At 74.0% G+C, this 24,705-nt stretch carries 17 protein-coding genes; 9 read left to right on the top strand and 8 right to left on the bottom strand.

From position 1 onward, the window contains the following. Window positions 1-56: 56 nt before the first annotated feature. From VF746_19435 to VF746_19405, 7 genes are all read right to left on the bottom strand, one after another. Window positions 57-2,453, bottom strand: a complete 2,397-nt coding sequence (locus VF746_19435; protein ID HEX8694606.1) for a GAF domain-containing protein — start codon at window positions 2,451-2,453, stop codon at window positions 57-59. A 95-nt stretch (window positions 2,454-2,548) separates the two neighbouring features. Further along, window positions 2,549-2,797 carry a hypothetical protein gene (locus tag VF746_19430; GenBank protein ID HEX8694605.1) on the bottom strand — a complete coding sequence of 83 codons (249 nt, stop codon included), beginning with the start codon at window positions 2,795-2,797 and terminating at the stop codon, window positions 2,549-2,551. 192 nt (window positions 2,798-2,989) lie between these two features. Next, complete coding sequence (locus VF746_19425; GenBank protein ID HEX8694604.1) at window positions 2,990-4,888, bottom strand: APC family permease; 1,899 nt, start codon at window positions 4,886-4,888, stop codon at window positions 2,990-2,992. A 402-nt stretch (window positions 4,889-5,290) separates the two neighbouring features. Then, entirely contained in the window at window positions 5,291-6,403 is a 1,113-nt protein-coding gene (locus tag VF746_19420) for a macro domain-containing protein (protein HEX8694603.1), read from the bottom strand. Next, complete coding sequence (locus VF746_19415) at window positions 6,400-7,056, bottom strand: DUF4433 domain-containing protein (GenBank protein HEX8694602.1); 657 nt, start codon at window positions 7,054-7,056, stop codon at window positions 6,400-6,402. The genes VF746_19420 and VF746_19415 overlap by 4 nt, the downstream gene beginning before the upstream one ends. A gap of 208 nt (window positions 7,057-7,264) precedes the next feature. Next, complete coding sequence (locus tag VF746_19410) at window positions 7,265-7,711, bottom strand: DUF6010 family protein (GenBank protein HEX8694601.1); 447 nt, start codon at window positions 7,709-7,711, stop codon at window positions 7,265-7,267. Further along, window positions 7,708-8,838 carry an alpha/beta fold hydrolase gene (locus tag VF746_19405; GenBank protein HEX8694600.1) on the bottom strand — a complete coding sequence of 377 codons (1,131 nt, stop codon included), beginning with the start codon at window positions 8,836-8,838 and terminating at the stop codon, window positions 7,708-7,710. Before VF746_19405 ends, VF746_19410 begins: the two co-directional genes overlap by 4 nt. A gap of 364 nt (window positions 8,839-9,202) precedes the next feature. Here VF746_19405 and VF746_19400 point away from each other — a divergent pair, with 364 nt between their 5' ends. The 7 genes from VF746_19400 (at window position 9,203) to VF746_19370 (ending at window position 18,665) form a co-directional block, all read left to right on the top strand. Next, the gene (locus VF746_19400) at window positions 9,203-13,225 is read left to right on the top strand and encodes an amino acid adenylation domain-containing protein (GenBank protein HEX8694599.1); all 4,023 of its coding nucleotides are present in this window, start codon (window positions 9,203-9,205) and stop codon (window positions 13,223-13,225) included. Window positions 13,226-13,581: 356 nt separating this feature from the next. Next, on the top strand, window positions 13,582-14,748 hold the full coding sequence (locus VF746_19395) for a L,D-transpeptidase (GenBank protein ID HEX8694598.1): 1,167 nt from the start codon (window positions 13,582-13,584) through the stop codon (window positions 14,746-14,748). After that, window positions 14,745-15,530, top strand: coding sequence for a hypothetical protein (locus tag VF746_19390; GenBank protein HEX8694597.1), 786 nt, complete (start codon window positions 14,745-14,747; stop codon window positions 15,528-15,530). Before VF746_19395 ends, VF746_19390 begins: the two co-directional genes overlap by 4 nt. A gap of 236 nt (window positions 15,531-15,766) precedes the next feature. Beyond that, a complete protein-coding gene (locus VF746_19385; protein ID HEX8694596.1) occupies window positions 15,767-16,393 on the top strand; it encodes a hypothetical protein in 627 nt (208 codons plus the stop codon). Window positions 16,394-16,722: 329 nt separating this feature from the next. After that, entirely contained in the window at window positions 16,723-17,529 is an 807-nt protein-coding gene (locus tag VF746_19380; GenBank protein ID HEX8694595.1) for a TrmJ/YjtD family RNA methyltransferase, read from the top strand. 194 nt (window positions 17,530-17,723) lie between these two features. Beyond that, window positions 17,724-18,083 (top strand): hypothetical protein, encoded by a 360-nt coding sequence (locus VF746_19375; protein ID HEX8694594.1) that lies wholly within the window; start codon window positions 17,724-17,726, stop codon window positions 18,081-18,083. Between the two features lie 3 nt (window positions 18,084-18,086). Next, window positions 18,087-18,665: a hypothetical protein gene (locus tag VF746_19370; protein HEX8694593.1), complete on the top strand. Its 579-nt coding sequence runs from the start codon at window positions 18,087-18,089 to the stop codon at window positions 18,663-18,665. Window positions 18,666-18,823: 158 nt separating this feature from the next. Here the strand turns inward: VF746_19370 and VF746_19365 are convergent, their stop codons facing one another. After that, window positions 18,824-21,709, bottom strand: coding sequence for a hypothetical protein (locus tag VF746_19365; GenBank protein ID HEX8694592.1), 2,886 nt, complete (start codon window positions 21,707-21,709; stop codon window positions 18,824-18,826). A 619-nt stretch (window positions 21,710-22,328) separates the two neighbouring features. Between VF746_19365 and VF746_19360 the strand changes: the two genes are divergently transcribed. Both VF746_19360 and VF746_19355 read left to right on the top strand, forming a co-directional pair. Further along, on the top strand, window positions 22,329-23,666 hold the full coding sequence (locus VF746_19360) for a cytochrome ubiquinol oxidase subunit I (GenBank protein ID HEX8694591.1): 1,338 nt from the start codon (window positions 22,329-22,331) through the stop codon (window positions 23,664-23,666). Beyond that, window positions 23,656-24,693 carry a cytochrome d ubiquinol oxidase subunit II gene (locus VF746_19355; protein HEX8694590.1) on the top strand — a complete coding sequence of 346 codons (1,038 nt, stop codon included), beginning with the start codon at window positions 23,656-23,658 and terminating at the stop codon, window positions 24,691-24,693. Before VF746_19360 ends, VF746_19355 begins: the two co-directional genes overlap by 11 nt. Window positions 24,694-24,705: the final 12 nt, after the last annotated feature.

Genomic DNA, 24,705 nt, shown 5'->3' with positions numbered 1-24,705 from the left:
ACGGCCGTCGTGCACCCCGGCGGAGGCGCCGCCGCCCGGGCCGCCTCCGGGCGGGCTTACGCGCCCGGGATGGTGAGGATGAACGTGCTCCCCTCGCCCACGCGGCTCTCCACGGCGAGCTCCCCGCCCATGGCGCGCGCCAGCTCGCGGCTGATGGCGAGCCCCAGCCCGGTCCCCTGGCGGGCGCGCGCCAGGTCGGCGTCCACCTGCACGAACGGCTCGAAGATGTCGGACTGCCGCTCGGGAGCGATGCCGGGGCCGGTGTCGGTGACGGCGATCCGCACCCGTTCGCCCTCGTCCACGCACTCCACGGCCACGCTCCCGCCCGGCCCGGTGAACTTGATCGCGTTCGCGAGCAGGTTCAGCAGGATCTGCTCGAGCTTCTCCGGGTCGGCGCGGGCGAAGGTGAGCGCGCACGGCTCGGTCCGCGCGTAGGCGAGCCCCTTCGCCTGGAGCTGGGGCGCGGTGAGGGCCTCCACGTTGATCAGCACGTCGTCGACGGCGACCCTCCGGATGTCGAACTCCACCCGGCCGGCCTCCAGCTTGGCGAAGTTCAGCACGTCGTTGATGAGCCCCAGCAGGTGCTGCTGCGCCCGCTTGATGCGCTCCAGGTCGCCGCGCTGTTCCTCGGTGACCGGCCCGCGCACCCCCATCTCCATCAGGTCCGCGTACCCGCCGATGGCGTTGAGCGGCGTGCGGAGCTCGTGGCTCATGCTGGCCAGGAACTGGCTCTTGGCCAGGTTCGCCGCCTCGGCCTCGGCGCGCAGCCCCCGCTCGGCCTCGTACAGCCGGGCCCGCTCCAGCGCCGTGGCGCAGTGGCCGGCGACCGTGCGCAGGAAGGTGGCGTCGGTCTCGTCGAAGCCGCGCACGTCGTGGTAGCTGAAGCCGAGGGCGCCCGCCGCCTTTCCCTCGATCAGGACGGGGATGGCCGCGAAGGCCTCGTACCCCGATTCGCGGAACGCCTCCGCCATCTCCGGATACCGCGCCTGCCAGTCGGCGTACGAGCGCAGGGTGACCGGCTGGCCGGCCAGGACCGCGTCGGACATCGGCCGGCCGCCCTGCAGCGGGTACTCGGCGAAGCGGGCGGAGAGCGAATCGGGGTACCCCCGCATGGCCGCCGTGCGGAACCGGTCGCCGTCGGAGCTCAGCAGGGCGAGCGAGCCCGCGTCGGCGCCGACCGCGTCCGTCGCCTCGTCCACCACCACCCGGGCCACCTCCTCGGGCGTGACGGCCCGGTTCAGCAGCTCGGTGATCACCAGGAGGCGGCGCGCCAGGTCGGCGGCGCGCGCGGCGGCCGCGCCCGCCCGCCGCTCTCCCTCGTGCAGGCGCGCGTTGTCGATGGCCACCGCCGCCCACCCGGCGATCCCCACGGCGATCCGCTCGCTGCGCTCGGTGAACACGCCGGGGTCGGAGTGGCCGAAGAAGAGGCCTCCCAGCACCTCGCCCCCGCGCGACACCACCGGCACGGCCAGGTAGCTCTTCACCGGCAGGTGCCCCCGCGGCATGCCGTGGTACGGGGCGTTCTTCCCGTAGCGCGGGTCCCGTGTGATGTCGTCGCTGCGCACCACGCCCTCCCCGTGGAAGGTGGGGGAGAACACCGCGGTGTTGCGCGGCATGGGGAAGCCGGCGAACGCCTCGCGCGGCACGCCCGAGAGCGTGTAGAGCGTGTAGGACTCGCCGGATTCGTCCAGGACGTTGTAGAAGAACGCGCCGAACTGCGCGTCGACCAGCCGCGTGGCCGCGTCGGTGGCGCTCTGGACGATGCGCTCCAGGTCGAACTCGGCGGTCAGCGACGCCCCGATGCGGTGGAGGATCTCCACCAGCTCGGCCTCCTCCTCCCGGGCGGCCGCCGCGGCGAGGTTGGCGGCTGCGAGCTCCTGGTTCGCCTCCTCCAGCTCCTCGGCGCCGGCCTGCGCCTCGGCGAGCTGCTGCTCCAGCTCCGCCGCCTGCTCTTCGAGCTGCGTGGCCATCCCGGAGATCTGCTCGGCCTGCGCCTCGGCCTCGACGCGGGCGGCCTCGAGCTGCTCGCGCATCCGGACCAGGTCGGTCACCTCGACGGCCAGGGTGACGATGCCGGACACGCTCCCGTCCGCGGCGAGCAGGGGCTGGTAGGTGAGGCTGAAGAACCCCTCCTCGGGCTCGCCGTCGCCGTCGCGGTCGAACAGGATCCGCGAGTCGCTCGCGTGGTAGGGCTCGCCGGTGGCGTAGACGTGGTCGAGCCGCTCGAGGAGGCCCTGGCCCTGGAGCTCGGGGTACGCCTCCCGGGTGGCGCGCCCCAGCACGGAGCGGTCGCCCGCGAGCCGCTGCGCGAGCGGGTTCACGTACTCGATGTGGTGCTCCGGCCCCCGCAGCACGCTCACCGCCGCGGGGAGCACCGCCAGCACCGTCTCGAGCAGCACGCCGGGCGGCGCGGCCACCACGCTGGAAATCGGGATGGAGGGCGGGAGGTTCACGTCGTCTCCGCATGCGTGGACGGCCCGCCCTGCCCGCAGGCGAGGGGGGCCCACAAAGACCGCGCAGACCGCGCGCGCCGGAGAGTTCCGGCTTTCTACCCGGCCGGGCTTCCACCTTCCGGACGTGGGAGCATGATGCCGCGCAGGCGCTCGGCGACGCCCCGCGGCCCGCGCGGCACGATCACGACGTCGTGCAGCCGGACCACGTCTCCGGCGGCGGTGGCGTCACGGCCCGGCAGGACGAGGCTGGCGCGCGCCTCGACCACCTCCATCGGCCGGGAGCCGAACACCTCTCGCACGCTCCCGGCCGGGCCGGAGTCGTGCGTCGGCAGATCACGGTTCATCCGAAAAGCGAACCGCCGTGGAGGATCGTCCCCCGCGGTCGGGTGCCGAGGAAACCGGGTCCTGGAAAGCAGTCGTGACGGGCCCGCCGGACCGCGGGCCCGCTCCAACTGTTTCGGCGTGCCGCGGCGTGCAAGATGCGAGCCGAATGCCGGCCGCGGCGAGCGTCGACCAGGAACGGTGGCGTCCGGCGCTCAGGAGGGGGAATCGCCGTTCGGCTCCGGCTCGCGCAGGTACCAGGGGGTGTTGATCACCACCACCCGCGGCCCGCCCCGGAACAGGAGCATCCCCTTGAGCAGGGTGGCCCGGTGGCTGCGCAGGAGGAAGTGGTACCAGCGGCGCTCCACCAGCTCGGGGACGAAGACCCCCACGTAGCGGCCCGGGTTCTCGCGCGCCAGCGTGCGCACGTAGCGCAGCAGGGGGTCGAAGAACTCCCGGTACGCCGACGGCATCTCCACCAGCTTCGGCGGCGAGAACCCCGCCTCGCGGAACGGGCGCTCGACGTAGTCCCTCCACTGCGCCCGCAGCGGGTCCATGTTGGGCTCCTGCGTGAGCACGTGCACCACGTGCACGTCGGGCGACATCGACGCCGCCAGCCGGAGCGCCTTGCGCCCCACCCGGTCGAGCCGCTTGAGCGGGACCACGATCACCGGCGGCGGCGGCTCGTCCAGCTGCAGCGGCCCGTCCACCTCCACCTCGCGGTCGACGGCCTCGTGGTGGCGCCGGATGCGCAGGAACAGGTACAGGCACGCCGGCACCACCAGCACGGCCAGCCACGCCCCTTCGGTGAACTTGGCCACCACCACCACCACCAGCGTGGCCGCCGTGGCCGCTGCGCCGACGGCGTTCACGAACGACGAGCGCCGGGCGTGGGGCCCGCCCTCGCGCCGCCAGTGCGCCACCATCCCCGCCTGCGAGAGCGTGAACGCCAGGAAGGCGCCCACCGCGAAGAGGGGGATCAGGCGGTCGGTCACTCCGCCGAAGGCCACCAGGAGCGCGCCGGCCAGCACGGCCAGGATCACGATCCCCTGCGAGTACACCAGGCGGCGCCCCAGGTGGGCGAACTCGGCCGGGAGGTACTCGTCGAGCGCCAGCACCCGGCAGAGCCGCGGGAACCCCGCGAAGCTGGTGTTGGCCGAGAGCGCCAGCACCCCCACCACCGAGGCCAGGGTCACGTAGTAGAAGGCGCCGCGCCCCATCACCGCCCCCACCACCTGCGAGAGCACGCTCTGGTACCCCGCCGTCCCCGGGCGCGTGGCCCCGATCCCGTAGGCGTTCGACAGGAAGGCGATCCCCGCCAGGAGCAGGGCCAGGATGGCGATGATCGCCGTCAGCGTGCGCCGGGCGTTCACCGCGCGCGGCTCGCGGAAGATCGGCACCCCGTTGCTCACCGCCTCCACCCCCGTCATCGCCGTGCACCCGCTGGCGAAGGCGTGCAGGAGGAGCCAGAGGCCGGCGGCCGCGGCGGCGGGGGCCAGCGGCGGGGGCGGCGTCACCGGCTCGGGGCGGCCGCCCGCCGCCAGCGTCTTCGCCACCCCCACGGCGATGGTGACGCCCAGCGTGGCGACGAAGAGGTAGGTGGGGAGCATGAACAGGAGCCCGGCCTCGCGCACCCCGCGCAGGTTGACGATGGTGATGAGCGTGAGCAGGCCCAGGCAGAGGGGGAGCGTGTACGGCTGCAGCGGCGGGAACGCCGAGATGATGGCGCCCACCCCGGCGGAGATCGCCACCGCCACGTTCAGCACGTAGTCGACGGCGAGCGCGCTGGCCGCCAGGAGCCCCGGCCTGGCGCCCAGGTTCCGCGACGCCACGGCGTACGAGCCGCCGCCGTCCGGGTACGCCGCGATCGTCTGCCGGTACGAGAGGTAGACGATGACGAGCAGGCCGATGACGACGGCGCTGAGCGGCCCGATGTAGCGCGGGGCGAGCGCGCCGAGCGCCAGGAGCACGGTGAGGGCGGCCTCGGGGCCGTACGAGGCCGAGGCGAGCGCGTCGAGCCCCAGCACGGGCACCCCGCGCAGCGGGCCGATCTTCTGCTCCTCTTGCTCGTCCGAGCGCAGGCGTCTGCCGAACAGGAACGTGCGAAGGCTCACGATGGATGGGGCGCGGGTCGTCTCCTCTGTCCACAAAACGCACAGAGCGAACACCCGCATGCACCCGCCGTGCCCGCCGTCGAACAGGAGACGCCCGCCGCCTCACCTCAGCAGCAGGATGTAGATCGCGACCAGGAAGTCGAAGGTGGCGCAGAAGGGGGGGAACCAGCGGCGCAGCCCCGTGCGGATGCGCCGGGGGTGGTGCAGAAGGGCCCCTGTCAGACGTGGCGCCGGTCACACGGTGCCATTGCCGGACAGTTGAGAAGCGATACAACTCCGCGTGCCGACCGAACGCTGATCACCCCATCTTCAGAGCAGCAGACGGTGAGGGGGAACGGCAGGCGAGGTGAGCCGCGAACCGGAGTTCGGTGGAAGCGAGGCCGGGGAATCGTATTGTGCTGGCTACAGCAATCGCGTGCCGTCGGGCGCGGGATCCTGTCCGCGCTCTCCCAACCAGCCCAATTCCGTAAGGCGTTCCCACGCCTTGTAAACGTGCTGGGGCTTGAAAATCTGCTGCTTCCTGGGATTCCACGCATGCACAATCGTCACTGCTTCGTCGGTGTTCCGCGCAGACGGGGATCCATCCCGGCCGCCGTGAACCCCAGCCCAGTGCACTGTCGCGAGAAGCTCCATCCCATAAGGCGTCTCGAAGCCTTCGATCAACCTTGCAACTCGTGCAAGCCGCTGTCGGGATTCGGAGTCCCGAGCGAGAAACGCCTCGGCAGCCTCGACCGCGCCGGGGAGAAGCTCGATTTCGGCATCCGGGCGCTGGCTGTCGCCATAGCCGCGGATGTAGTGACCTTCCAGGCGTTCGAGGACCTTGTTCAGGTTGTGCGCGTACGGGCCGTAGATTCCGGCCTCGTAGCGCAACCGCAGCGGTTCACCGGCGGCCTGGAGGAAATACGCGAGCTTCTGTACTTCCAGCAGCGTGCGGCGGTAGTCCAGAGCGGCGTATTTCTCCATCAACATGATGAACAGGGCACGGGCTGCGGTCATCCGGGGACGCTCGGTGCGCACGGGCATCTTCGTGGCGGACGGAGCCCCAGCGGGTGCGTAAAGATGCACTTCAACCTCGGGGAGCGAGGCGAACGCGGCCTCGATACGCGGTCGGACCTCGTCCCATTCGAGCGCGCCGAGTCCACATCCGAGCGGAGGGATTGCGATGCTGCGGATCCCCCGCTGCCGGACTTCCTCCACCAGGGCCGACAGTCCCGCCTCGACGTCCTCCATCCGCGACTTTCCACGCCAGTGACGCTTGGTCGGAAAGTTGATGATGTAACGGGGCTGGATGAGCATCCCATGATCATGCACCAGCATTCGTCCGGGCGTCATTGCGCCGGTCTTGCATGCCGCTTCATAGGATTTGAAGTTCGCCGGAAATGCCTGCTTGAATTGCAGCGCGATGCCCTTACCCATGTAGCCAACACAATTTACAGTGTTGACCAGGGCCTCGACTGGCGCCTCGAGCAGATTTCCGCGTGCGATACGAATCACGTCGCCCCACTCCTCGGTCAATAATACCAGGCTCGCCGGACCCGGACCCTGGTGTCAGCCGCCACCGGGTAGGCGGCGGTGATGGATTCGACTCTTGCCTTCATAGCGTCGTTGAGAACCGCGATCCCCCCGATCGCTGACCAGGGGAGGTGCTGCCATACCAGGAACTCCGCTTGTTTACGACGTTGCCGGTCGTTGTCTTCAGGCGTATCCGCCCAGTACCGTTCGCCCACGATCTCCCAATCGACCTCAGCGAAGCGGTCCGGATTGTCGTACCAGTTGGTCAGCGCCGCCAGGCCATGTCCATCCGAGAAAACCCACGGCCGACCCGCAGCATTCACCCGCGCAACCGAGCTGACCAGGTATAGGATCGGGCTTTGGCCCTCGTTGTACCCCGCCACCCTGCCGGTGTGCAGATTCAGCAGCATCACCGACAGCGGCCCGAAATAGAAAGGTACGTAGTCGTGGATCGTGCCTCGCGGTCCGCACGGGATGGTACGGACGCGGCGACTCGCCTGCACGTCCGTGTTGTGAATGGTACGGTACGCCAGCCCGTCGGCCGGTGTGGAGTTCGGTGCGTGCAGTCCGCCACGCTGCAGCAGAGTGGGCAAATTCTCGACGTGTACGATCCGATACAGGAACCTGTCGGGGCGGGAGCCGCTGGAGCTACTCATCTACCCCGCTCTCTATATCGCACTCGAACTCGTGGGTGGGAGATTTCGGTGGCAAGGCGAAGATGTACAGTGAGGCCGCGCTGTGCAAGAGAACTGGTCTAAGGCAGGGCTGCACTGCCGCGTCGGAGACACGGAGAGATAGCTGCGAACAGCCTTCCCGATGTGCGAGGTGGCGACGCGGTAGCGGCACCGGAGGAAGCCGCCGCCGTCACCTCAGCAGCAGGATGTAGATCGCGACCAGGAAGTCGAAGGTGGCGCAGAAGGGGGGGAACCAGCGGCGCAGCCCCGTGCGGATGCGCCGGGGGTGGTGCAGCAGGTCCCACGCGCCGTGCAGCGCGAACCCGGCCACGGTCCAGAGCGAGGTCCACGACAGCCCCAGCATGGCCATGAAGACGAAGGCGAGCCCCGCCAGCGCCTCCATCGCCTTCACCCGCCGGCCGCCCTCGCCGGCCGCCACGCCCCAGTAGATGCCGCCGCTCGCCGCCAGGATCATCGCCAGGAAGTCCATGGTGACGTCGCGCAGCTCCATCAGCAGCGGGACGAAGAGCAGCGACAGGGCCACGCCGACGAGCGCGGGCTTCCAGCCGCCGCCGTGCTCGTGCACGTCGGCGGCGTCCGGAACGCCGGGTGCGGCTGCGCGGGTCTCGATGGTCATCGCGGCGAGGTGCGAGGGTTCGGATCGGTGATGCGCCGGGAAATCGGACCGTCTCCCGCCAGGCGCGCGGAGAGGAACGGGAAGACGCGCGTGCGCAGCCGCTCGCGGACGTGGCTGCCGTGCGTCCCCGGGTACAGCTCGAACGCGTGCTCGATGCCGGCCGAGTCGAGCGCGGCGTCCAGCTGCCGCACGTGGACGGGGATGTGCCGGAAGCCGTCCGACTCGCCCGCGTCGAAGGCGATCCCCCGCAGCCGCCGGAGCCCGCCTGCGTGCCGCGCCACGAACGAGCGCGGGCTCTCCGCCGTCCACCGCGCCAGCACCGGGTCGACGGGGACGAGCGAGTCGCCGCGCGCGGCGAAGGGGAGCGCCACGTACAGCGGCGGCCGGTCCGGCGCGGGGGAGAGCACCGCGGCGAGCGCGAGCTGCAGGCGCGTCCAGAAGAGCTCGGCCTCCGTCTCCGGCGGACCGGCGAGCGCGAGCGTCGTCTTCCAGGCCGGGTTGCCGCGCCACACCTCGTCCACCTGCTCCGGGCCCAGGCAGCACGGGCTCAGCGCGTACACCGCGCCGAAGACCTCCGGGTGCGCCGCCGCCAGGTGCAGCGCGCCGTATCCCCCCATCGACCACCCGGCCACCGCGCGCCCCCGGGGCCCGCGCACCGTCCTGAAGCGCCGGTCGACGTGCCGCACCAGGTCGCCCGCCGTGAAGTCCGCCCACCGCCCGGCCACCGGCGAGTTGGCGAAGAACGATCCGCCGTACGCGTTCTTGGCGTCGGGCATCACCACGATCATCGGCTGTGCCCCGCCCGCCGCCAGAAGCGAGTCCAGCAGGGCGCCGACGCCGAAGCGCTCCGTCCACTGCCGCGGCGAGCCGTCGAAGCCGTGCAGCAGGTAGACCACCGGGTAGCGCCGCCCCGACGCCGCGTACCCCGGCGGCAGGTAGACCGCGAGCGGCCGGTCCGGCGAGTCCCCCAGCAGGTTCCCCCGGAGCGCCGCCGAGCGCACCGTGTCGTAGACGATCGTCCCGCCGCCGCCCGCCGGCATCTCGACCGCCGGCCTCGTCGCGCACGCGGCGCAGAGCGCGAGCGCGGCGAGGAGAGGGAAGGGGCGTGTTCGGCGGGCGGTCGGCATCGCGCGAATCTATGCGGCCGCCGTCCCTTGCGCCAAAAGCCGTCGGACAAACCCACAACAACAGGCCTCACGCAGAGGAAGCAGAGGCAGCAGAGGAAACTTCGTAAAGTGGTGTGTTCTCTGCTAACTCTGCTGACTCTGCGTGAGAAAGTCTTTTACTGGCCCCGGTCGAGCACGTATCTCCTCTTCATATGCCAATGCCGGTGGAGCGGGACGACCTCCGGTCTTCTGCCCGGAGCCGCGTTGACGTACGACCGCTTCCGGACGGTCGGGACACGGGCGATTGATCGCGCCGGGGCCCGGCGGTATCGTTCGGCGGGCGCCGCGCCTGCGCCCGTCGCGACCCCCGCCGCCCCGCCGCCCGATGACCGACTTGCACGACCGCGTCACCGGCCTCTCGCCCGCCAAGCGCGCGCTGCTCGAGAAGCTGCGCGCCGCGCCCGCGCCGATCCCGCGCATCGCCGACGGCGCCGCGCCGCTCACGGCCGAGCAGCGGCGGCTCTGGTACCTCCTGCAGCTCGCCCCTGGCTACCCGGTCTACACCATCCCGCTGGGGTTCCGGCTGCACGGGCCCCTGGACGTGGACGCGCTCGCCGGCGCGCTCCGCGACCTGGTGGCCCGGCACGAGGTGCTGCGCACCACCTTCCGCGAGAGCGCCGGCATCCCCGTGCAGGTGGTGGGCGACGGCGCCGGCTTCGCGCCCGAGGTGGTGGACCTCCGGGAAGACGAGTGGGCCGAGCCCGAGGCCAACTACCAGACCGACGCCTTCGCCCGGCGCACCTTCGACGTGGGCCGCGGCGAGACCTTCCGCGCCCTCCTGCTGCGCGAGGGCGACGAGGAGGCCCGCCTGCTGCTGGCCGTGCACCACCTGGCGGGCGACGGCTGGTCGATGGCGGTGCTGCTGCGCGACCTGAGCGCGCTGTACGCGGCGCGCCTCGCGGGCGTCCCCGCGCGCCTCCCCGAGCTGCCGGTCCGCTACCGCGACTGGGCGGCGTGGCAGCAGCGCCCCGACCGCCCCCCGCCCGCGGCCGACGAGGCGTACTGGAAGGAGCAGCTGGCCGGGGCCCCGCACGTGCTGGAGCTCCCCCCCGACCGGCCGCGCCCGCCGGTGCAGGGGTGGGACGGCGCCAAGCATTCGTTCGACCTCTCCCCGCGGCTCTCCGACGCGGTGCGCGCGCTGGCCCGGCGCGAGGGCTCCACCCCGTTCGCGGTGCTCGCGGCGGCGTTCGCGCTGCTGCTAGGGCGCCACGCGGGGCAGGACGACCTGCTGCTGGGCACCCTGCTGGCCAACCGGCCGCGCCCCGAGCTGGAGCACCTGGCCGGCTTCTTCGCCAACACGCTGCCGCTGCGCCTGCGCCTGGACGGCGACCCCACCGCGGGCGAGCTGGTCCGCCGCGCGCACGCCGCGGCGCTCGGCGCGCAGGAGCACGCGTCGCTCCCCTTCGACCGCATCGTGGAGCTCTCCGGCGCGCGGCGCGACTTCAGCCGCCCGCCGCTGGTGCAGGCCGTGCTCACGGTCCCCGACTCGCCCGCCGGCGCCCTGTCGCTCCCCGGCGTGGCCGCCGAGCCGCTGACGCTGGACCCGAGCACCGCCATCTTCGAGCTGACCCTCCACGCCGAGGACCGCGGCGGCCGCTTCGCCTGCCTCTTCCAGTACGCGACGCAGCTCTTCGAGCACCCCACCATCGAGCGGATGGCGCGCCACCTGGAGGCCGCCCTCGCCGGCCTCGCGGCGGACCCGGACCGGCACATCTCGCGGATCTCCCTGGCCACGGACGACGAGGTGCGCGCGGTGGTGGCCGCGCTCGGCAGCACCCGCACCGCGGGCGACGGCCTCTGCGTGCACCAGATGTTCGAGTGGCAGGTGCGGGCGACGCCGGACGCCACCGCGCTGGCCTGGGGAGGCGAGGAGGTGAGCTACGCGGAGCTGAACCGGCGCGCCAACCGCATCGCCCACGCGCTGCGGCGGCGGGGCGTCGGTCCCGAGACGCGCGTCGGCGTCTGCCTGGAGCGCACGCCGATGCTCGTTGCCGCGCTGCTGGGGGTGATGAAGGCCGGCGGCGCCTACGTCCCACTCGACCCCGCGCACCCGGCCGCCCGCCACGAAGCGGTGCTCCGTGCCTCCGGCGCGACGCTGGTGGTCACCAGTCCCACGGCGCGCGTCGCTCTCCCCGCGACTCCCGACGTCGCCTTCCTCGACGCGGCGGAGCTGGAGAGGGAGGGAGGGCGAGACGACGATCCGCCCCTGAGCACCACGCCGGGGAACCTGGCGTACGTGATCTTCACCTCCGGCTCCACCGGCGGGCCGAAGGGGGTGGAGATCGAGCACCGCTCCGCCGCGGCGGTGCTGGCGTACATGCGGGAGCTGCTGGACGACGGCGAGCGCGCGGGCGTGCTCGGCTCCACCTCGGTGACCTTCGACGTCTCGGTGGCGGAGGTCTTCGGCACGCTGGCCTGGGGCGGCACGCTGGTGCTGGTGGAGAACGCGCTCGCCGCGCCGCCCCCCGGCCGCCTGGTGCGCTCGGCCGCGATGACCCCCACCGCCGCGGCGGAGCTGCTGCGCGAGGACCGCTTCCCGCCCGACGTGGAGACCGTGCTGCTGGGCGGCGAGCCGGTGCCGCTCCCGCTGGTGAGGGAGCTGCACACGATGCCCGCCGTGCGCCGCGTGCTGAACCTGTGGGGGCCCACCGAAGACACCACCTACTCCTCCTGCGCCGAGCTGGAGCCCGGCGCCGAGCGCGTCACCGTGGGCCGCCCGGTCACCGGCGGGCGTGTCTACGTGCTGGACCGGGCGCTCTCCCACGCCGGGGTGGGCGCTCCCGGCGAGGTGTGGACGGCCGGCGCCGGCGTGGCCCGCGGCTACGCGAACCGCCCCGCGCTCACCGCCGAGCGCTTCGTACCCGACCCGCACGGGCTCCCCGGCACGCGGATGTACCGCACCCTGGACCGCGGCCGCTGGCGCGAGGACGGCACCCTGGAGTACCTGGGCCGCGCCGACGCCCAGGTGAAGGTGCGCGGCTACCGCATCGAGCTCGAGGAGGTGGAGCAGGCGCTGGCCGCGCACCCCACCGTCGCCGAGGCCGCGGCCGCCGCGCAGGGCGAGGTGGGCGGCGAGCGGCGCCTGGCGGCCTTCCTGGTGGCGCGCGGGGGGGAGCGCCCGGCCGCGGCCGAGCTGCGCGCCTTCCTGCGCGAGCGGCTCCCCGAGTACATGGTCCCCGGCGCCTTCGCCTGGCTGGACGCGCTGCCGCGCACCTCCAGCGGCAAGCTGGACCGCCGCGCCCTCCCCGAGCATGAGGGCGAAGACGCGGCGCCTGCCGCGCCGTACGTGGCGCCCCGCGACGCGCTGGAGGAGCGGCTGGCGGAGATCTGGCGCGAGGTGCTGGGCGTGGAGCGGGTGGGCGTGCACGACGACTTCTTCGACCTGGGCGGGCAGTCGATCCTGGCCACCCGCCTGGCGGCGCGCGTGCGCGAGGAGCTGGGCTTCGAGCTCCCCGTGGCCGAGCTGCTCACCGGGCCCACCATCGAGCGGATGGCGCGGGTGGTCGCGGGGAGGAAGGGCGCCGCGCGCCTGCCGCTGGTGCCGCTGCAGACCTTCGGCGAGCGGCCGCCGCTCTTCGTGGTGCACCCCGCCGGCGGCCACGTGGTGTGCTACCGCGACCTGGCCTTCCTCCTGGCGCCGGAGCAGCCCGTCTTCGCCCTGCAGCCGCGCGGCATCGAGGACGGCGGCCAGGCGCCGATCTCCGCGATCGAGGAGATGGCCGCCTTCTACGTCGCGGCGGTGCGGGGGATGCGGCCGGAGGGGCCGTACCGGGTGGCGGGGTGGTCGTTCGGCGGGGTCGTGGCGTGGGAGATGGCGCAGCAGCTGGCCGCCGCCGGGCACGAGGTGGACCTGCTGGCGCTCTTCGACACCGCCCCGCACACCCCCGAGGGGATGATGATCAACGCGGGCGACCCGGCCGAGATCGTGTGGCTGACGGTGGCCGGGCTGGCCGGGCACGCGGCGGCGGCGCGGGTGGACGTGGACGAGCTGCGGGGGCTGGAGGGGCGCGAGCAGGCGCTGGCGATGCTGCGCAAGATGGACCTGCCGCGGCTGCTCCCCGAGAGCCGCGTGGACGACGTGCTGGCGCTCACCGCCATCCGCGCCGCCAACCTGCAGGCGCAGGCCGCCTACCGGCCGAGGCCCTACCCGGGGCGCCTGACCTACTTCCGCACCGCCGGCTCCGACGACGCGCGGGGAGGGTCGCCGGGGCTGGAGTTCTGGGGCGCGCTGGCCGAGGGGGGCGTTACCGCGCACCGGGTGGCGGGGAGCCACGGCACCATCCTGCAGGAGCCCTACGTGCGCGAGCTCGCCCGCGCGATCCTGGCCGAAGGGGCGCCGGGCGGGTGAACCCGCGGCAACAACGGCGAGAAGCCTGCCTGCGCAGGCTGGTTCGGCGCGGGGGCGGCCCTCGGCGTCGGCAGGCAGGGTCCGCAGGCGCGGAGCGCGCGGGCGCAGCCCGCCAGTCCGCGCAGGCGGACTTCGTGTGGTTGTAGCCCCGGATTTCAATCCGGGGATGCGGGCGGACGGGATTTCGATTCAACCCTGGGACCATCGCCGGCGGGCGGCAGGACCCCGGTCCACCAGCCCGTGTATCCAGCCCCGCCGCGGGGGATGGCGCACAGGTTGCAACCCCGCTTATGCTTACGCATCGCCCGCCGACGGCGGGTCCGTGGTCCGCAGTCCCTTTCGACACCCCAGGATCCATGACGCTCAGCACCGGCGCGCGCACGCTCGCGCTGTTCGTGGTCCCGCTCGCGCTCGCGGCGTGCGCGGGCTCCCGCACGCCTCCTCCCGCCGCGGAGCCCGTTCCCCAGGCGCCGCCCGCGCCCCCGCCCGCGCCCGTGCGCACCGACCTCAAGTACGTGGTGGTCGACGTGGAGCACAACGAGCTGCGCTTCATGGAGGGCGAGCGGGTGCTCTGGCGCGCCCCGGTGGGCACGGGGACGGGGTTCCGGCTGTCGACGCCCGGGCGGCGCTGGCAGTTCACCACGCCCAGCGGCCAGCGCCAGGTGCAGACCAAGCAGCTCAACCCGCCCTGGTACCGCCCCGACTGGTGGTACCACGAGAACAAGCTGCGCGTCCCGCGCCCCGACGCCCCCGAGCGCCGGCAGGAGGGGGGGCTGGGGGCGGCGGCCGTCTTCCTGGGCGACGAGCTCGCCATCCACGGCACCGACAAGCCCGAGCTGCTGGGGCGGCGCGTCTCGCACGGGTGCATCCGCCTCTCCAACGCGAACGCGCTGCGCCTCTTCCACAACGTGCAGGTGGGCACGCCGGTGCTGATCGTGGGCGAGGCCCAGGTGCTGGGCGAGCAGCCCGACAGCGTGGCCGCCTTCACCCGCTCGACGCGCCGCACCGCCACGCGCACGCAGATCTACCAGAACCCGCGCGCCCGGCTCTCCACCGAGGCGCTCCTGGCGCGGCTGGACCGCGAGCTGGGGCCCCAGGCGCCCGACGACTCGTCGTGGACGCTCACGGCCGGCGCGCTGCTGGAGCGGGGGCTCAGGGAAGACGCGCCGGCGCTGCGCGGGCTGCTCTCGCGCGCGGGGACGGCCACCGGGCTGGCCCGGCGCCGCGAGTACGCCACCTTCGTGGCCGACGCCTTCCACCGCGGGGCGTTGCGCACGGTGGTCTCGCTCAACCGCATCGCGCCCGAGGCGCGCGAGCGGGCGGTGCAGGACATCGTGGAGGCCACCATGTCGCTCTGGCACGGGCCGCTCGACCAGCCGCTCACCCCCTGGCCCACGCGCCGGGTGCCCAGGGAGCGGCTGGGCCCCGAGGGGCAGGCGGGGTGGACGGCGCTGCAGGCGGCGGAGGACCGCTACCGCGAGCGCTGGGCGCCCGCCACCCTGGTGCGGTCGGGGCGGCGATGACGGCAGGGGGAGACCGGCTGCTGGGGCTGCAGGACCTGCACTGCCACACCACCATGTCCGACGGGCACCTGTCGCTGGCCGAGGTGGTGGAGACGGCCGCCGGGCTGGGGGTGCAGGTGGGGATCGCCGACCACGTCTCCACGCGCAACCCGGGGATGATGGTGGCGAGCGAGGAGGAGACGCGCGCCTATCTGGACGCGCTGGAGGGGGCGCCGGTCTTCCGCTCGGGCGAGTTCTGCTGGTGCGACGACCTGTGGCGGACGCTCCCCGAGGAGGTGATGGAGCGCTTCGACTACCGGATCGGCTCCAACCACGGCTTCTGGCTCCCCGACGGCTCGGTGGCCTCGCCCTGGTGGGAGAAGCTCCCGGCGCCGTGGGACGCGAAGCCGCGCAAGCTGATGGACCTGATGGTCGCCAACCTCTGCGACATGGTCCGCACCATGCCGATCCGCATCGCGGCGCACTCCACCCTGATCCCGCCCGCCTTCCTGGCGCTGGAGGGCGACGTGCTCGCCTGGTGGACGCCGGAGCGCGAGGACCGCTACGTGGAGGCGCTGGCCGGGAGCGGGGTGGCGCTGGAGATCTCCAACCGGTACCGTCTCCCCCACGACCGCCTGCTCAGGAAGGCGAAGGAGGCCGGGGTGCGGTTCACGCTGGGGAGCGACGGCCACAACGCGCGGCAGGTGGCGCGCCTGGAGTGGGCGGCCGAGGCGGCGCGCCGGGCGGGGATCGGCGACGCGGACCTGTTCGTGCCGGAGAGGAGGGCGAACGGCGGAGGGTGAGCTCGAGAGGAGGAAATCCGTAGGGGCGAGGCCTGCCTCGACCGGCGGATGCCAGATCCTGCGCCGCAGGCAGCCACTCGCGCCGGGGCCGCCCGTCTTCGGACTCGCAGGCTCGCCCCTACGGAACGGCGGGACGGCGGATGCGGATCGACAGGAGGCGGGGCGGCGGAGCACTTCGTGCGGAGGGGGAGCGGGCGGTGCATCGGAACGACGATCCTGACGGCGGAGGAGGGGGGATGGAGCGCGAGGACGAGCTGCGGCGGGGGATGGCGGGTGCCGGGGACGACGCGCGGGACGCGACCCGCGACTCCGGGCTCGGCGGGCAGCCGGCGGCCGGGGTGCCGGGGGCCGAGGTGCCGAAGACCGGGCCGGGGACCGGGGTGCCGGCCGGCCGGAGCGAGGCCGCGCCGCCGCCGTCCGACGTCCGCTGGGGGGCGGGCGAGTTCGACGAGGAGGACGACGACGACCGGGTGGCGCGCAACCAGCGCGACCCCGGCGCCATCCGCGCCGAGGACACCGAGCCCTACATCGGCCTGCAGTACGTGGCGCGGCTCTTCAAGGTGGTGGCGATGGTGGTGATCGTGGCCCTCACCGCCGAGATCGTGGCCGCGCTGGCGATGGAGGGGCCCGACGCGCTCTTCCCCCTGTTCCTGGAGGTGCTCCAGGGCGCGGTGCTGGCCGCGCTGCTCTGGGGCGCCAGCGACCTGACGCTCCTCTTCATCGACGTGGGCCACGACGTGCGCGCGGCCCGGGTGCTGCTGGGCCGCATGTCGGCGCGCATGGGCCCCGAGTCCACCGGCGGGGGCGATCCCCGGCGCCACCCGCGCGACGGGGAGCGGGGGAGCAGCGGCCAGCGCGGCTGAGGTGGGTGCCCCTCTCCCCCGGCCCCTCTCCCACGAGGGGAGAGGGGAGCACTGCAACACCTCGGCGCTTCGCGCGACGGAACGACGGGGATCGGCGCGGGGTGGTTGGCTGTCCCCTGTAACCTGTCCCCTGCACCCTGGGGTTGCGTGAGGGATGCGCGCCCGGAGGGCCGGGACGGCGCCGCCACGGGGGTATCATGGCGGCGGCGGCCCGGCGCGTTTGGGCACAGTGGTATCGTGCCCTACCGCGCGCGCAGCCCGGCCCCCGGCACGGGGGACACGCCCGAATCCGCAGTTCAAGTCTTTTCGTCCTCAATGCTTGATCCCTGGTGAGCGAGACGGAGGAGGGGGGCGTCCCCGCGGCGCTGGAGGGGGTGGTGGTGGTCCTGTGGCAGACGCAGGACTACGTGAACGTGGCGGGGACCATCCGCGCGATGAAGAACTTCGGGCTCGCGCGGCTCCGGCTGGTGAGCCCGGCGCTCTGGGACCCCTGGCGCATCGAGGGGATCGCCCACGACACGCGGGACGTCGTGGAGCGCGTGGAGCTCTTCGACGAGCTGGACGCGGCGCTGGCGGACGCGTCGTTCATCGTGGGGATGACGGCGCGCGAGCGGCGGGCCAAGCGCGCGGTGGTCCGCCCGCGAGACCTGGCGCCGGAGCTGCTGGAGCGCGCGGCCGCCGCGGCGGCGGGCGAGGCGGGGCCGGTGGCGCTCCTCTTCGGGCGCGAGGACAAGGGGCTCCCCAACGAGGCGCTGGACCGCTGCCACCGCACCTGCATCATCCCCACCAACCCGGAGCACGCCTCGCTGAACCTGGCGCAGGCGGTGCTGGTGATGGCGTACGAGCTGTGGATGGCGGCCGCGGGGGCGGGGCAGGGCTTCAAGCCGCCCCGCCGCGACGCGCCCCCGCCCACGGCGGAGTTCCTGGAGGTGGTGTTCGCCGACCTGGAGCGGGCGCTCTGGGCGATCGACTTCTTCAAGACGCGCAACTCCGAGAGCGTGATGCGCACGCTGCGCGAGCTGGTGCGCCGCGCCGACGTGGACGCGCGCGAGGCGGGCTTCTTGCGCGCCATGGCCATCGAGGTGGTGAAGTACCTGAAGCGGAAGGGCGTGTACGAGCCGACCGATAGTGCCTAGTGCCCAGGGCCCAAGTGCCCAGGAACTGCCCGAACCAGTGCCGGAGAAGCAGTTCCTGGGCACTGGGCACTTGGGACTGGGCACTGCCTGACGATGATTGTTGCCCCGCCTGGGTCTCGCGCATACCATAGGCAACGCTCCGCGGTCGGCGCCCGCGCGCCGCGCGCCAACATTCCAGCCGGGAGGATGCGAGCATGTTCTACACGACCGTGGTGAAGGTGGTCGCGGAGGGGTCGAACCGGCCGCTGCCGGGCGTGCGCGTGTCGCTGTACGACAAGGACCTGTTCTCGCCGGACGACCTGCTGGGCACGGCCGACACCGACGCGGAGGGCGAGGCGCGCTTCCGCTTCACCGCCGACAAGTTCGCGGGCGACGAGGACTCGGTGGGGCCGCGCGGCGAGTTCCCCGAGCTGTACGCGGTGGTGCACGCGCCCGACGGCTCCGAGGTTTGCTCCACGCGCGAGGACGCCAAGGACAACCTCCCGCGCCGCCACATCACCATCACCGTTCCCGCGGACGCGGCCCGCACGCACGGCTGGGCCGCCGCGGGCTGACCGATGCGCGTCCTGCGCGTCTCCGGCCTGCGGGGGGCGGCGCTGCTCGCGGCGGCGCTGGCGCTCGCGCCCGCGGAAGCGGCGGCGCAGGAGCTGGCGCCGGGGACGCGCGTGCGCGTGACGGCGCCGATCGCCAGCCGCAACTCGCGCTTCGTGGGGACGGTGGCGGCGGCCGACAGCGCCCGGCTCACGGTGCGGCTGGACCCGGCGGTGCGGCAGGCGGTGCCGGGCGACTCGGTGGTGATCCCGCGCGCGCTGATCCGCCGGGTGGAGGTGAGCCTGGGGCGCTCCGTGGCGCGGCGCTCGCACGCGGCGGCCACCGGCGCGGTGGCGGGCGCGTTCGTGGGCGTGGGGCTCGGGCTGGTGCTGGCGGAGCGCCACAACGACAACGAGGAGCAGACGCTGCACAACCCCTGGGAGACGGCCTCGGTCACCGGCCCGCTCGGCGCCGCCGCCGGCGCGGCGGTCGGCTACCTGATCGGGCAGCGGGCGCGCGAGGAGTGGCGCCGGCTGCCGGGGTACGCGTCGGTGGGGGTGCCGCCCGGCGGCGGGATCGCGGTGGCCGTGAGCCTGCGACGGTGACAGACCCCGAAAAGCCTCACACGGAGTCAACGGAGGAACCCCTCGTGTTGTTCTCCGTTGACTCCGTTTCCTCCGTGTGAGGCTTTTTTGACATTTACAAACGAGAGAGGCCGGCCCTGGCGAGCGGGGCCGGCCTCCTTGTTTGTCGATGGTGAGTGTTACGGGCGGAAGCCGAGGGAGGTGTAGACGTTCAGCTCGTGGCGGTCGGGCTCGTCGAGGGGGTAGCCGACGCCGGCCGTGAGGCGGAGCGCGGGGAGGCGGATCAGGTTGAGCGCGGGGGTGGTCGCCGTGGTCTCCACCCCCGCCACGCGATACCAGTCGTGGTCGTCGCCCCGCGCGCCCCAGTAGTAGGCGGTCAGCCCCCGCAGGTTGGTGCTGGCGCGGTAGAGGAGCACCTCGCGCCCGCGCGCCACCCCGAAGCGCGCCGCCGGCATCTCCAGCCGCTGCGACAGGACGGCGTCGTCGAAGAGCTGCTGCTGGATCCCGCCCGCCGCGAAGCGCTCCCACTCCGGCGCCCCGTCGTTCACCCGCCCGTACGTCACCTGCCCCTGCGCATTCAGCCCCATCATCGTCACGCCCACCGCTCCCGTCGCCAGCCCGCGCCGCCAGCCGTCCCCGCCCGTCCGCCCCGCGGAGCCGTGCAGCGCCAGCGCGGCCCCGATCCCCTGCCGCCCGCGCGTCCAGGTGAGCCCCGTGGCGTGCTCGGCGAAGGCGAGGAGGCGCGTCCCGCCCTCGTCCCCGCCCAGCTCGACCTCGCCCGCGGAGACGCCCGCGCGCAGGCGCCGCCGCGACGCCACGCCGCTCCAGGGGTGCTCCAGGTACAGCGTGCCGCCCCGGTACTCCGCGTCGAGCCCGGGCGGGACGGCGAGGTCTGCGGGGAGTGACCGGAGCCGCGACGGGTCGTGGGTGAGCCAGAACGCCTCCGCGCCCACGGCCGGGAGCCAGCCGCGGTAAACGGAGGTGAGCGAGGCGCCGCGCGGGAGCCCCCGGCTGCCGGCGCTGCCGCGCACGAGCAGGGTGAGCCGGCCCACGGGGTCGCCGTTCAGCAGCCCCACGCCCCCGGTGCCGCCGTCCGCGCCGTAGGCGCTGGAGAAGAGGAGGCGCGTGCGCCGCGGCCCCAGCCCGTACTCGCGCGGCGCCGGGAGGGGCGCGCGGGGGAGCGTGTCGGGCGCGGCGGCCGGCGCGGGCGGGGCGGCTGGCGCCAGCCCCGGCGCCAGCGCGGCGACGGACCCCGGGCGGGCGCTGTCGGGGTGGACGCGCATCAGGTCCAGCCCGCCCGCGTGCAGCGACAGGTAGAAGACGTGCCCCGTCCCCGGCACCGGCTCGGGCGCCACCGCCGCGCCGGTCACCCGGGTGAGCGGCGTCTCCTCCCCCGTCCGCGCGTCGATCACCGCCAGGTTGGCCACGCCCCCGCGCTCCGAGACCGCCACCAGGCGCGGCGGGCCGGCCAGCCACGCCGCGTCGTAGCGGCTGGCGCCGTCGTCGGGGCCCACCAGGCGCAGCGCCCCGCGCGCCACGTCCCAGAGCGCCAGCCGCCAGCGCGCGCCCTCCTGCACCGACACCGCGATGCTGCTCCCGTCCGGCGAGAAGCGCGGGCGGTAGAAGACCCCGTTCGGGGGCGCGTCCGCCAGCACCGTCACCTTCCCCGACGCCAGGTCCACGCTCACCAGGTCGCAGCTCCCGTGCAGGCAGCGCACCGCGGCGGCCGTCTTCCCGTCCGGCGCCGGGTCCGCCGACTGGATCCCGGCGCCGCGGGTGATTCGCCGCACCTCGCCCTTCCTCCGCCAGCTCCACGCGAACAGGTCGGGCCGCGTGGCGCCGCCGGGGAGCGGCTCCGCGCGCGTCACCAGCACCCCGCTGCCGTCGGGGAGGAAGCGCGGGTCGTCGTGCCCGCGGCCGTTCACGGGGTAGAGCGTGGCGAGCGCCCGCTTCGGCCGCGGGCGCCAGCGCACGTCGGGGACGTCCTGCGGGTCGCGCTGCAGCAGGCGCCGGCGCGCCGCGGCCGCCGCCGAGTCCCCCGGCTCCTCCGCCGTCTTCCAGACGACGACGCGCGAGGGGCTGCCCGGCGCGCCGCGCAGCACCACGGCCAGGTGCTGCCCGTCGCGCGAGACGGCCGGGTCGCCCGTGCTCCAGGCCAGGCGCTGCACCGTGTCGCCCGCCACGATCCCGGCGGCCTCGAGCGCGCGGCGGGCCTGGAGGGCGCGCTCGGTCAGGTCCACCGTGAAGCGGCCGTACAGCTCGTGCGGCGGCCCGCCGTAGACCCCCGCGAACGCGTCGGCGAACGAGCGGTCCTGCCGCGCGCTCATCCGCCGCCACAGGTGCACCAGGCTGCTGTCGCCGCGCTGTTCCGCCAGCCACTCCAGGAACGCCGACCCCGCCAGGTACGCCATCGCCCCGCCGTAGAAGCCGCCGCTCGCGCTCAACTGCCCGTACGTCGGCAGCCGCCCCTCCAGCGCCCACTGCCGCAGCACCGCCGCGCGGATCACGCTGTGCGGCCGTCCCGCCCCGGTGAGCTTGCCCTCCACGTACGTCGCGTACCCCTCCGTCACCCAGCGCGGCGCCTTGCGCGCCACCGGCCCCACGCGCACGGGCGAGAGCCCCCACAGGAAGCGCTGCCGCGGGTTGCGCGTGGGGCGGGAGAGGTGCGCCACGTGGGCGAACTCGTGGACGACGAGCTGCTCCGCCGCGTCGCGGTTGTGCCCCAGGTTGGAGCGCGGGTCCGGCGGCGTGGGCCACAGCGCGATCGCCGGCTGGTCCAGGAAGGGAAAGGCGAAGCCGTTCGCCTGGCTCGACGGGTCCTCCACCACGATGGTGACGCGCTTCGGCGGCGCGTAGCCGACCAGGGCGGCCACCTCCGCGTGCACCGCCTCCAGCCGCGACACCACGTCCAGCGTCCACTCCGAGAGCTCCCGCGGGTAGTGCACCTCGAAGTGCTCCGTGTGCACCGTGCGCCACTCCAGGTGCGGCCGGGTCACCACCTGCGCCCCGGCCGCGTGGACGGCGAGGGCGGCGGCGAGCGCGGCCAGGCAGATCGGCTTCATCATGCGGTGTTCGGGGAGAAGGGCTCCGTCGCGGGCGCGGGCGCGAAGATTACGTCGGACAAACGATGAACGGCAACTGCGGATGCGGGCGTGTCCCTCCGCTGCGCTCCGGGCCGGGCTGCGCGCGCGGTAGGGCACGATACGACCGTGCCCAACCGCGCCGGGCCGCCGCCGCCACGAAACCCCGTGGCGGCGGCGTCCCGGCCCTGTCGGGCGCGCATCCCTCACGCGGACGTCCATCGCGGCGGTGAGTTTTCGTAGGGGCGAGCCTGCGAGTCCGAGCACAGGCGGCTACGGCGCGAGAGGCCGCCTGCCGCGAGTGAGCCGCCATCCGTCGGTCGAGGCATGCCTCGCCCCTACGAGGCTTCCGCTCCTCGCACCAAAGCCGTAAAGTCCACCCTCTCCCGAAGTTGGGCCCCGAAGTTGGGAGAGGGTTGCCGCTCCAAGGCGGCGGGTGAGGCCCCCCGCCGCGGCGCCGAAGCCCGCCCCGAAGTTCAAGACTCCCCCGACCGGCGCGTGGGGAGATTTCCCTACACCGCGTCCGGGTTGGTTGGATCAGATTGCCGCCCGGGTCCGCGGGAGGTGCCCGCCGGCGGGGGACGGCACAGGAGCGGGAGCGGCGATGGACACGCTGACGGCGGCCCGGGCGCAGATGGAGGTGTCGCTCGCCTTCCACATGGTGTTCGCGGCGCTCGGCATCGGCATGCCGCTCCTGATGGTGCTCGCCGAAGGCTTGTGGATCCGCACCGGGCGGGCGCACTACCGCGACCTGGCCCGCAAGTGGGCCAAGGCCACCGCGCTCACCTTCGCCGTGGGCGCCGTCTCGGGGACGGCGCTCTCCTTCGAGCTGGGGCTCCTCTGGCCGCGCTTCATGGAGCTGGCGGGCGGCGCCATCGGCCCCGCGTTCGCGCTGGAGGGCTACGCCTTCTTCCTCGAGGCCGTCTTCCTGGGCCTCTACCTCTACGGCTGGGAGCGCCTCACCCCCCGCGCGCACCTGCTCACCGGCGCCGCCGTCGCCGCCAGCGGCATGCTCTCCGGCGTCCTGGTGGTGGCCGCCAACGCGTGGATGCAGAACCCGGCCGGCTTCGAGCTGGCGGGCGGGCGGCTGGTGGACGTCGACCCGCTGGCCCCGTTCAAGAGCCCGGCGTGGCCGCACATGGCGCTGCACTCCACCCTCTCCTGCTACGTGGCCACCGGCTTCGCCGCCGCGGGCGTGTACGCGCTGGGGATGCTGCGCGGCCGCCGCGACGCCTACCACCGCGCGGGGCTCACGCTCGCGCTCGCGCTGGGGAGCGGGGCCGCGCTCCTGCAGCCCGTGAGCGGCGACCTGAGCGCCAAGCACGTGGCCGGCCACCAGCCCGCCAAGCTCGCCGCCTTCGAGGCGCACTTCGAGACCACGGCCGGCGCCCCGCTCACCATCGGCGGCATCCCCGACGCCGACGCGCGGATGGTGCGCGGCGCCATCCGCGTCCCCGGGGCGCTCAGCTTCCTGGCGCACGGCGACTTCGGCGCCACGGTGCGCGGGCTGGAGGAGTTCCCGCGCGAGCTGTGGCCCAACGTCGTCATCTCCCACCTCGCCTTCCAGGTGATGGTGGGGTGCGGTTTGGCGCTGATCGGGCTGGGCGCCTGGTTCTGGCTCGCGCGCTGGCGCCGGCGCGGGGGCGAGCCGGGGCGCTGGCTGCTGCGCGCGCTGGTGGCCGGCTCGCCGCTCGGCTTCCTGGCGCTGCAGGCGGGGTGGATCGTCACCGAGGTGGGCCGTCAGCCGTGGGTGGTCTACGGCGTCCTGCGCACGCGCGACGGGGTGACGCCCGTGGCCGAGGTCCCCGCCACGCTCTTCGGCTTCTCCGTCCTCTACCTGGCGCTGGGGATCGCCCTGGCCCTGCTGCTGCGCGGCCTGGCCACGGGCGCGCCGAAGGTGATGGTCGCGACCCCGAGCGTGGAGGTGGCGCATGCTCGCTGACCTGGCGGCGGGGCTGGCGCTGGTGGCGCTGGTGGCCTACGCGGTGCTGGCGGGGGCGGACTTCGGCGGCGGCATCTGGGACGCGCTCGCCCGCGGTCCGCGCCGGGCCGCCCAGCGCGAGGCGATCGCCCGGGCGATGGGGCCGGTGTGGGAGGCCAACCACGTCTGGCTGATCTTCGTGATCGTCCTCCTCTTCACCTGCTTCCCGCCCGCGTTCGCGGCGCTTGGCGTGGCGCTCTTCGTCCCCTTTCACCTGGTGCTGCTGGGGATCATCCTGCGCGGCGCCGCGTTCGTCTTCCGCGCGTACTCGCCGCAGGGCGCGCGCGGGGTGGAGCCCGGCCGCGCCGCCCTGCGCTGGGGCGCCGTCTTCGGCGCGGCGAGCGTGATCACCCCCGTGCTGCTGGGGATGTGCCTGGGCGCCGTCTCCGCCGGCGGCCTGCGGGTGGTGGACGGCCGGGTGAGCGTCGCGGGCACGCCGCCCTGGCTCGCGCCGCTGTCGCTGTCCACGGGCGCCTTCGCGCTGGCGGTGTGCGCGTACCTGGCCGCCGTCTACCTGGCGAACGAGACGGAAGGGCCGCTGCGCGAGGACTTCCGCCGCCGCGCGCTGGCCGCGGGAACGGCGGTGGTCGCCCTCTCCGTCCTCGTCCTCCCGCTATTGCACGCACGGGCGCCGCACCTGTGGGCGGGGCTGACGAGCCCGCGCGCCGCGCCGGTGGTGGGCGCGGGGGTGGCGGCCGCGCTCCTCTCCGGCTGGGCGCTCTGGCGCCGGCGGCCGCGGCTGGCGCGCACCGCCGCCGTCGTGCAGACCACCTGTCTGCTGGCGGGGTGGGGGATCGCGCAGCACCCGTACCTGATCTACCCGGACGTCACCGTGCACGCGGCCGCCGCGCCCGACGCCACGCTGCGCTTCGTGCTCTGGTCCACCCCGTTCGGGATGGGGCTGCTGCTGCCGTCGCTGTGGTTCCTCTTCCGCGTCTTCAAGGGCCCCAGTCTCGGGCTGACGGATCGCGCGGAGGGGGAGTTCTGAGCCTTGAGTCCT

It is taken from the genome of Longimicrobium sp., assembly GCA_036389795.1.
In the GTDB taxonomy this organism is placed as follows: domain Bacteria; phylum Gemmatimonadota; class Gemmatimonadetes; order Longimicrobiales; family Longimicrobiaceae; genus Longimicrobium.
Note: the sequence above shows the minus strand (reverse complement) of the source record. Positions and strands in the feature narration are given on the sequence as shown.

Excerpts from the sequence above, each read along its gene's own strand:
- VF746_19430 (HEX8694605.1), bottom strand. The coding sequence starts at position 2,797 with ATGAACCGTGATCTGCCGACGCACGACTCCGGCCCGGCCGGGAGCGTG.
- VF746_19415 (HEX8694602.1), bottom strand. The coding sequence starts at position 7,056 with ATGAGTAGCTCCAGCGGCTCCCGCCCCGACAGGTTCCTGTATCGGATC.
- VF746_19410 (HEX8694601.1), bottom strand. The coding sequence starts at position 7,711 with ATGACCATCGAGACCCGCGCAGCCGCACCCGGCGTTCCGGACGCCGCC.
- VF746_19405 (HEX8694600.1), bottom strand. The coding sequence starts at position 8,838 with ATGCCGACCGCCCGCCGAACACGCCCCTTCCCTCTCCTCGCCGCGCTC.
- VF746_19400 (HEX8694599.1), top strand. The coding sequence starts at position 9,203 with ATGACCGACTTGCACGACCGCGTCACCGGCCTCTCGCCCGCCAAGCGC.
- VF746_19395 (HEX8694598.1), top strand. The coding sequence starts at position 13,582 with ATGACGCTCAGCACCGGCGCGCGCACGCTCGCGCTGTTCGTGGTCCCG.
- VF746_19390 (HEX8694597.1), top strand. The coding sequence starts at position 14,745 with ATGACGGCAGGGGGAGACCGGCTGCTGGGGCTGCAGGACCTGCACTGC.
- VF746_19385 (HEX8694596.1), top strand. The coding sequence starts at position 15,767 with ATGGAGCGCGAGGACGAGCTGCGGCGGGGGATGGCGGGTGCCGGGGAC.
- VF746_19375 (HEX8694594.1), top strand. The coding sequence starts at position 17,724 with ATGTTCTACACGACCGTGGTGAAGGTGGTCGCGGAGGGGTCGAACCGG.
- VF746_19370 (HEX8694593.1), top strand. The coding sequence starts at position 18,087 with ATGCGCGTCCTGCGCGTCTCCGGCCTGCGGGGGGCGGCGCTGCTCGCG.
- VF746_19365 (HEX8694592.1), bottom strand. The coding sequence starts at position 21,709 with ATGATGAAGCCGATCTGCCTGGCCGCGCTCGCCGCCGCCCTCGCCGTC.
- VF746_19360 (HEX8694591.1), top strand. The coding sequence starts at position 22,329 with ATGGACACGCTGACGGCGGCCCGGGCGCAGATGGAGGTGTCGCTCGCC.
- VF746_19355 (HEX8694590.1), top strand. The coding sequence starts at position 23,656 with ATGCTCGCTGACCTGGCGGCGGGGCTGGCGCTGGTGGCGCTGGTGGCC.